Below are 7,613 nucleotides of genomic sequence, written 5' to 3'. Positions count from 1 at the left end.
CGATCTGATTTCTCCACCACGGGTTTGACCGGGCGCGGCTTTGCTTTAGGTTCAAGGGCATGTCGCGTCCCGTTCGTGCCGCCCTGGCCCTTGCCCTGTCGTTCTCGCTGCTGTCCACGCCGGCGCTTGCCCAGCGCCCGGGGCGTGGTGGCATGCCGGGCGGCGGGCTGACGCCGGCCGGGAACCCCAGCGCGCTGATCGCCGCCGAAATCGCCTTTGCCCGGCTGGCGCGCGAAAAGGGCCAGTGGACCGCGTTTCGCGATACCGCCGCCGACGATGCGGAAATGTTCACGCCCCGGCGCGTGGTGGCGAAGGACTGGCTCAAGGGCCGCAAGGATCCGGCGCAGGCGGTGCAGTGGGAAACGCACCGCGCCTACGCCAGTTGCGACGGCAGCTTCGGCGTGACCTATGGCGGCTGGACCGGCGGCGCGGACGCCGGCTGGTTCAGCACGGTCTGGCAGCGGCAGAAGAAGAAGGGCGCGTTGAAGTGGGTGCTCGATCAGGGCGAGTCGCTGGCCCGGCCGCTCGCCGCGCCCGACTGGATCGAGGGCAAGGTCGCCGATTGCCCCGCGCGCCGGACGCATTTCGTGGCGCCAGGGGAGCCACCGCCACCTGGTGCGGCCGACCGGCCCGCGAAGAAGGACCTGCCCGTCCAGCGCCCGCTCGCCGGGCCGCTGCCAGCGCTGGCCGCGCCGGCCGGATCGGACAGCAAGGACGGCCAGTCCGACGATGGCACGCTGGCCTGGCGCAGCACCGTGCTGCCCGATGGCGCGCGCGAATTCACCGTGTGGATGTGGAAGGACGGCAACATGACCCAGGTGCTGCACGAAACCGCAGCCGCCCCCGCGACGACACCCGCCACCGCTCCGGGACAAGGATAAGCGCGCGATGTGGGAACTGTTCGTCTCCGCCTTCGTCACGCTGTTCGTGGTGATCGATCCGCCCGGCTGCGCGCCGATCTATGCCGGGCTTACCGCCGGGGCCAGCCCCGCACAGGCGCGCAACATGGCGATCCGGGCCACGCTGATCGCCACCGGCATCCTGCTGGTCTTCGCGCTGTTCGGGGAAAAGCTGCTGTCGGGCCTGCATATCGAGCTGGCCAGCTTCCGCATCGCCGGCGGCATCATGCTGTTCGTGATCGCGCTCGACATGGTGTTCGAAAAGCGCACCGAACGGCGCGAACAGCGCGCGGAAAAGGTCCGCCATACCGAGGTGGACGACGTCTCCGTCTTCCCCATGGCCATGCCGATGATCGCCGGGCCGGGCTCGATCGCCACGGTCATGCTGCTGACCAGCCGCGCGCAGGGCAACGAACAGACCATGGTCGTGCTGGGCGCGCTGGCCTGCGTGATGGTGCTGATCCTCGCCGCGCTGCTGGCCGCCGGCCCGCTGATGCGGTTGGTGGGCCAGCAGGCCGAAGCGGTGGTTACGCGCCTGCTGGGCGTGCTGCTCGCGGCGCTGGCCGCGCAATACGTGATCGACGGGATCAAGGCGCAGTTCTGAGCGCGTTTACTGCAGCGTCACCTGGTTGTCGTCGCTGTCGCGCCGGCCAAAGAATTGCAGCAACTGCACCAGCAGTTCGCAGCGCGTGGCGAGATCGGGCGCTTCCAGCAGCGCCTGCTTGGCGGCGATATCGAACGGCACGATCTGCGATACGCCGTTGATCAGCGCCATGTCGTCCAGCCGCGTCACCGATTCCCAGTCCACGGCATAGCCCTGCGCATCGGCGAAGATACGCGCCTCGCGCTCGAACGAGGCGCGCTCCACCGCGCTCAGCACCGCATCGGGATCGTCCTCGATCAGTTCGGCCTCGACCTGCCGGAACGGCGTGGTCACATCCAGTTCGCGCAGCACGCGGAAGCGCGAAAGGCCCTGCAGCACGATGTTGTAGCGGCCGTCCTCCAGCGCTTCGACCTCGCCGATCTTGCCGACGCAGCCCACGCTGAACAGCGGCGCGCCTTCGGCCGGGGCCTGCGGCTGGATCATCGCGATGCGCCGGTCGCGCGCCAGCGCATCGGAGACCAGCGCGCGATAGCGCGGCTCGAAGATGTGCAACGGCAGCTGCAGCCCCGGAAACAGCGTCGCGCCGGGGAGCGGGAAGATCGAAAGCCGCGTGGTGTCGATCGTTCCGCCCATGGTCAGCCGAACAGCACGGTCGACAGCTTGCGCCGCGTCGCCGCGACCCACGGGTCTTCCAGCCCGATCGCCTCGAAGATCTGGAGCAGGCGGGCACGCGCCGCGCCTTCGCTCCACTCACGATCGGCGGCGATCATGCGCAGCAGCGTCGCGGCGGCAGCATCGCGATCGCCACCGGCATAGAGCGCGTTGGCATAGGCGAGCTGCGCGGCCATGTCCGCCGGATCGGCCTCCGCCGCGGCGCGCAGCCCGGCCAGCTCGCCGGCCTCGGGCGCGTCCTCCGCCAGCGCCAGCGCCGAGCGGGCCTGCGCCAGCGCCGGATCGTCCGCCAGCCCGGGATCGAGCGCGGCCAGCACCTCGGCGGCTTCCTCCTTGCGGCCGGCCAGCAGCAGCGCGCGGATCAGCCCCGCGTGCGCGGGCGCGCTGTCGGGCGCGATCTCGATGATCTGGGCGAAGATGTCCGCCGCGCGATCGCCGTCACCGCCGGCCAGCACCTCTTCGCCCATGTCGAGCAGCGGGGTGATGTCCTGCGCCGGCTCGTCACCGGCCTGCACCGGCACCTTGGCGAGAATCTGGTCGAGGTACTGCTTGAGCTGCGATTCGGTGCGCGCGCCGGTCAGGTCGGCCACGGGCTGGCCCTGGAACATCGCATAGACGGTGGGGATCGAGCGCACCTGGAACTGCGCGGCGATGAACTGTTCCTCGTCCACGTTGACCTTGGCGAGCACCACGCCCTTGTCCGCGTATTCGGCGGCGACCTTTTCCAGCACCGGCGTCAGCTGCTTGCACGGGCCGCACCATTCCGCCCAGAAATCGAGGATGACCAGCTTGGTCATCGACGGTTCGACCACGTCCTTGCGGAACCGGTCCACCGCCTTCTGTTCTTCCAGGTTCAGGCCAAGGCTTGCCAATGTCGATCTCCGATGCGCGCGAACAATGCGTTACGTCCGCCCACCATGTGGGAATGCGGCGCCGTTCGGCAAGGGGTTTGTCCCCTTTCCACAGGCCAGCGGCGGGCGCGCGGCGAGAAAGTGCATTTTTGGTGTTGCGGCCCTCCCGAGTCGATGCTAACGGCGCGCCTCACCCCGGCCGGAAGGGGATTTTTCCTCCGGTCCGAAACGCACGAGCGGGCGTAGCTCAGGGGTAGAGCACAACCTTGCCAAGGTTGGGGTCGAGGGTTCGAATCCCTTCGCCCGCTCCAGTTTTCCAACGCGAAATCGATATCTTAACCGCATTATGCGGCCCCGTTGTCGTGCGACCCGGTTCCAAAACAGGACCGGCAAAGGACGTTCAGCGGACGACTTCCCCGTCTTCCTTGGTGAAGCTGGCGGGTCTGCTTTCCAGCAATTCCAACACGACTTCGGACGGGCGGCATAACTTCGTGCCTTTCGGCGTGACGACAATTGGCCGGTTCACAAGGATGGGATGCGCGACCATCGCTTCGATGATTGATTCGTCGGATGCGCCGTCCAGCAAGCCCAGTTCGGCGGCTGGCGTGCCCTTCTCGCGCATGACGTCGCGGGGCGATGCGTCCATCGCTGCGAACAGCCCTTGAAGCTGCGAATGAGTCCAGCCGACGACGCGATATTCAACGACCGTCGGGGCGTATCCGGCGGCTTCGATCATCGCCAGCGCATTACGCGACGTGCCACAGTCGGGGTTGTGGTAGATCGTGACGGGGAATGCGTCGATCATTGCGATGTTTCCTCTTTGAACAGCCAGCCGAAGAACGCGACCGCTGCGACCGTGCCCACAAGCTGCGATACGATGAACAGCGGGGCCGATGCGGGCGCGATCCCGGCGAAGGTGTTGGATAGGGCGCGCGCGACCGTGACCGCCGGGTTGGCGAACGACGTGGATGCGGTGAACCAATAAGCGGCGGTGATGTAGAGGCCGACCGCAACCGGCGTGAAGGCAGGCCGCGAACGTTCGGTGCCAAGTATGGTCCCGATCAGGCCGAAGGTCGCGATGAACTCTGAAAAGCCCAGCGAAGGTCCGTCGCGAAACTTGGTCGAAATCTGCAAGAGCGGTTCGGCGAACATCATGTGGGCAACCCAAACGCCGATGATCGCGCCGACGAATTGCGCCGCAATGTGGACCGCCGCCGTTGGCAAAGGCAGTTCACGGCGAAGAACGGCCATCATCGTGACGGCGGGGTTGAAGTGCGCGCCGGACACTTGGCTGAATATGTGGATCAACACGACCAAGGCCGCGCCGGTCGCAATGGTGTTGCCTAGCAGCGCAATAGCGACATTTCCGCGAGCGAGGCTTTCGCCCATGATGCCGGACCCGACGACGACGGACAGCAACAGGGCCGTGCCGACGCATTCAGCGGCGAAGCTTCGGGCGTGGTTCACTTGTCGCAGCAGCTTTGCGCCACTTCAGCGAGGGGCGCGCATATCTCCGGTCGCCCGGCGCAGCAGTCGGACACAAGGAAGCCTAGCAGGCCACGCATTCCGTCGTAATCGGCGGAGTAGATGACGGAACGACCTTCGCGGCGCGATCGGATCAATCCGGCGTGGCCAAGGATGGTCAAATGCGTGGACAGGGTGTTGGGCAACACGCCAACTTCGCGCGCGATTTCGCCGGCTGGCAGGCCGTCCGCCCCGGCCCGCACCAACAGCCGGAAAACGCCCAAGCGGTGCCCGTGGGCGAGCGCGGACAGGGCATCGACAGCTTCGGGCAGCAGCATCAGCAGCAAGCCGCCTTGGGCGCGCAGCAGGCGCTATCCGCCGGATCGGGCAACACTTCGTCTTCGCCGTAGGACGTAGCTTCGCCGTGCGTGAAGAACGTTTCCCAGCGTACGCCCGCCGTATCCGTCACCCAAGACTTATCCGAATTGGCATAGCAACACGTCGTCGCCTCTTGATCGAACGTCGTATTGCCCGCGGCCTTCAAGCGCGTAGCGATCGCGGCCAATTCGTCGGGGGCGTCAACCTGAATGCCCACATGATCTATGCCGGTTCCACGGGCGCGCGACGATACGGCGAAATTGACGCGCGGGTCGTCTAGCATCCATTTCGCATAGTCGTCCTTCACGACGACCGGCGATGCGTCGAACAGCGTCGTATAGAATGCGACGGCCTGTTCGATGTTGGGCACGCTAACGTGCATGTGCAAACGCTTCATGCCAGCTTCTCCGCTTCGTTCGACATTTCGAATATCGCCGAAATATCGATTAGACAAGCGGATTTCGCTCCGGTCCTGTGCCGGTCCTTTCCACTATCGCTGCGGTGAACGACGCGATAGAATATCTAATTGAAAATACGTCGCTAATTCCGATGCCCTGCGGCCAGGCCGTCACCTTCGACGCGTTGCGGCATGGGATTTGACAGGGAGCGGCCAGGGTATTTGAGCGCCGACGCCGTAGGCAGGTAACAAGCGGTGCTGCGCAGACCGGCAAGACAGACGCCAACAGCCTCCCCAAAGGGGAACCGCATTCGCTCACGATTTTCAGGATGACTGGTGCGGTCGAGAAGACTCGAACTTCCACGGGTTTTCACCCACAACGACCTCAACGTTGCGCGTCTACCAATTCCGCCACGACCGCAAAATCAACGGAACCGATCCTCTGCAAGGGGGTCCCGTGGGGGTAGGAGCGGGCCCTTAGCAAAGGGGTTTGCGGGGCGCAACTGCCATGATGCGGTTTTTTCCCGGAGCTTCCGGGCCATCGCCTTCCGATCCACGCCCATCCGCGCCCGCGCGGGGAATCAATCGGGCTTCCAGCCGATTTCCGCGATCTTGGCGTCCCTGGGCACGTCGGTCACCGCTTCGTTGATCGTCACGCTCTCCCCGGGCGCGAGCGTTTCCTTGGGCGGGGTGACGTTCCAGGTATAGACGATGCGGTCCTTGCCATCGCGCAGCACGATCAGGATCGGCGGCACCGTGCGCACTTCCTTGCCCACGTTCGTCACCGTTCCGCTCGCGCCGAAATATTCGGTGCCGTTGGGCAGGGTGCGCCGGTCCTGCCGTTCCGGCGGGAACGACAGCGCCAGGTCCGATGGCGCGGCGCCGAAGGTGGGGTGCGCCACGGGCAGCCAGTCCGGCATGCCGAAATAGCTCACCGCCCCGATCAGCGCGGCCACCGCCAGCGCGAACGTGACCGCAGCGGCCGTCCACAGCCGCGCGGGGTTGCGGCGCGGGCGGAACGGCGGTTCGTGTTCGAAGCTCGAGAGCATCGACACGAATTCCTCGACTTCCGGCTCGGCACGCAGGGCGGCGAAGGCCGGCGGCGGCGCGGACGCGTCGCTTTCGTCGAGCCCGTCGTCCTCCGCTTCCGCCGCGATGCTTTGGTCGCCCTGCGGATCGCCATCGCCGGCGGGCGATGCCATCGCCGGTTCGGGCCGGGGCTCCTCCACCACGGGCGGCTGGGCAGCGGCTGGCTGAGGGGCGGCCGGTTGAGCGGCGGGCGCTGCTGGGGCAGCAGGGGGCCGCAGCATTCCATCATCGCGCGGGGGCAGCTCCGGCCCCTCCTGGAACCAGCTATGGCGGCAGCGCGCGCACCGCACGGTGCGACCTTCCGCACCGATCGCGCTGTCGGGAACGACATAGCGCGTCGAACAGGCTGGACAGGCGATGATCATAATTGCGGTTAAGCATGGCGAAGCGGATTGAAACAATAGGCGCGCACCCTAGAGAAGGGCGTCCACAGCCTTTTTTCCACATCGATTGACGCGTATAGCCGCTCAGGCTGCGAAAAGAGCGCATTACAGCAATCCGGGGACGCCTGTTTCATCATGACCCAGCCAGACGCCGAGATCGTTCAGTTCGACAATGTCGGGCTGCGCTACGGCACCGGCAAGGAAGTGCTGACCGATGTCAGCTTCACGCTTTTTTCCGGCAATTTCTACTTCCTCACCGGTGCCAGCGGCGCGGGCAAGACCAGCCTGCTGCGCCTGCTCTATCTGGCCCAGCGCCCCTCGCGCGGGCTGATCCGCATGTTCGGCACCGATGCGATCACCCTGCCGCGCGACAGGCTGCCCGGCTTCCGCCGCCGGCTGGGGGTGGTGTTCCAGGATTTCCGGCTGGTGCCGCACCTTTCCGCCTTCGACAACGTGGCGCTGCCGCTGCGCGTGGCGGGCATGGTGGAGAAGGACATCGTCCGCCCGGTGAACGACATGCTGGACTGGGTGGGCCTGGCCGACCGGCGCCACGCCCAGCCCGCCGCGCTTTCCGGCGGGGAGCAGCAGCGCGTGGCGATTGCCCGCGCGGTGATCGGCCGGCCCGAACTGCTCATCGCCGACGAACCGACCGGCAACGTCGATGCGGACATGGCGTTCAAGCTGATCGGCCTGTTCCAGTCGCTGAACGGGCTGGGAACGACCGTGGTGGTCGCCACCCACGATCCGCAACTGATCCGTCAGGTGCCGGATTCGCTGATCATGCGGCTCGACAAGGGCAAGCTCCTCGATCCGACGGGCGCGCTGCGCTATCCCCCCCGCCGGTCCGCGCCGGCGGCGGCAGCGGGGGTGGCGGCA

General features: G+C 66.5%; 10 protein-coding genes and 2 tRNA genes. 4 read left to right on the top strand and 8 right to left on the bottom strand.

Going from position 1 to position 7,613, the window contains the following annotated elements:
- Window positions 1–59: 59 nt before the first annotated feature.
- Window positions 60–881 (top strand): hypothetical protein, encoded by an 822-nt coding sequence (locus B3547_RS07660; protein WP_292961779.1) that lies wholly within the window; start codon window positions 60–62, stop codon window positions 879–881.
- 7 nt (window positions 882–888) lie between these two features.
- Window positions 889–1,503: a MarC family protein gene (locus B3547_RS07655; RefSeq protein WP_124810473.1), complete on the top strand. Its 615-nt coding sequence runs from the start codon at window positions 889–891 to the stop codon at window positions 1,501–1,503.
- A 6-nt stretch (window positions 1,504–1,509) separates the two neighbouring features.
- Here the strand turns inward: B3547_RS07655 and B3547_RS07650 are convergent, their stop codons facing one another.
- Both B3547_RS07650 and trxA read right to left on the bottom strand, forming a co-directional pair.
- A complete protein-coding gene (locus B3547_RS07650; RefSeq protein WP_124810489.1) occupies window positions 1,510–2,136 on the bottom strand; it encodes an LON peptidase substrate-binding domain-containing protein in 627 nt (208 codons plus the stop codon).
- Between the two features lie 2 nt (window positions 2,137–2,138).
- Window positions 2,139–3,047: a thioredoxin gene (gene trxA, locus B3547_RS07645; protein ID WP_125954402.1), complete on the bottom strand. Its 909-nt coding sequence runs from the start codon at window positions 3,045–3,047 to the stop codon at window positions 2,139–2,141.
- Window positions 3,048–3,262: 215 nt separating this feature from the next.
- Between trxA and B3547_RS07640 the strand changes: the two genes are divergently transcribed.
- Window positions 3,263–3,337: transfer RNA gene (locus B3547_RS07640), tRNA-Gly, on the top strand.
- Between the two features lie 89 nt (window positions 3,338–3,426).
- Here B3547_RS07640 and arsC read toward each other — a convergent pair.
- From arsC to B3547_RS07610, 6 genes are all read right to left on the bottom strand, one after another.
- The gene (gene arsC, locus B3547_RS07635; RefSeq protein WP_292961775.1) at window positions 3,427–3,831 is read right to left on the bottom strand and encodes an arsenate reductase (glutaredoxin); all 405 of its coding nucleotides are present in this window, start codon (window positions 3,829–3,831) and stop codon (window positions 3,427–3,429) included.
- Window positions 3,828–4,493 (bottom strand): aquaporin, encoded by a 666-nt coding sequence (locus tag B3547_RS07630; RefSeq protein WP_292961772.1) that lies wholly within the window; start codon window positions 4,491–4,493, stop codon window positions 3,828–3,830. The genes arsC and B3547_RS07630 overlap by 4 nt, the downstream gene beginning before the upstream one ends.
- Window positions 4,490–4,828, bottom strand: a complete 339-nt coding sequence (locus B3547_RS07625; RefSeq protein WP_292961770.1) for an ArsR/SmtB family transcription factor — start codon at window positions 4,826–4,828, stop codon at window positions 4,490–4,492. Before B3547_RS07625 ends, B3547_RS07630 begins: the two co-directional genes overlap by 4 nt.
- Window positions 4,828–5,265 carry an ArsI/CadI family heavy metal resistance metalloenzyme gene (locus tag B3547_RS07620; RefSeq protein ID WP_292961768.1) on the bottom strand — a complete coding sequence of 146 codons (438 nt, stop codon included), beginning with the start codon at window positions 5,263–5,265 and terminating at the stop codon, window positions 4,828–4,830. Before B3547_RS07620 ends, B3547_RS07625 begins: the two co-directional genes overlap by 1 nt.
- 334 nt (window positions 5,266–5,599) lie before the next feature.
- Window positions 5,600–5,686 (bottom strand) — tRNA-Leu (locus tag B3547_RS07615).
- Between the two features lie 160 nt (window positions 5,687–5,846).
- A complete protein-coding gene (locus B3547_RS07610) occupies window positions 5,847–6,719 on the bottom strand; it encodes a zinc-ribbon domain-containing protein (protein ID WP_292961766.1) in 873 nt (290 codons plus the stop codon).
- A 153-nt stretch (window positions 6,720–6,872) separates the two neighbouring features.
- Between B3547_RS07610 and ftsE the strand changes: the two genes are divergently transcribed.
- Window positions 6,873–7,613: cell division ATP-binding protein FtsE (ftsE, locus tag B3547_RS07605; protein WP_292961765.1), on the top strand; the 741-nt coding region annotated here is incomplete at its 3' end.

The organism is Novosphingobium sp. UBA1939, assembly GCF_002336885.1.
GTDB lineage: Bacteria > Pseudomonadota > Alphaproteobacteria > Sphingomonadales > Sphingomonadaceae > Novosphingobium.
The sequence above is the reverse complement of the archived record's forward strand: the minus strand, read 5'-3'. Positions and strand labels throughout refer to the sequence as shown.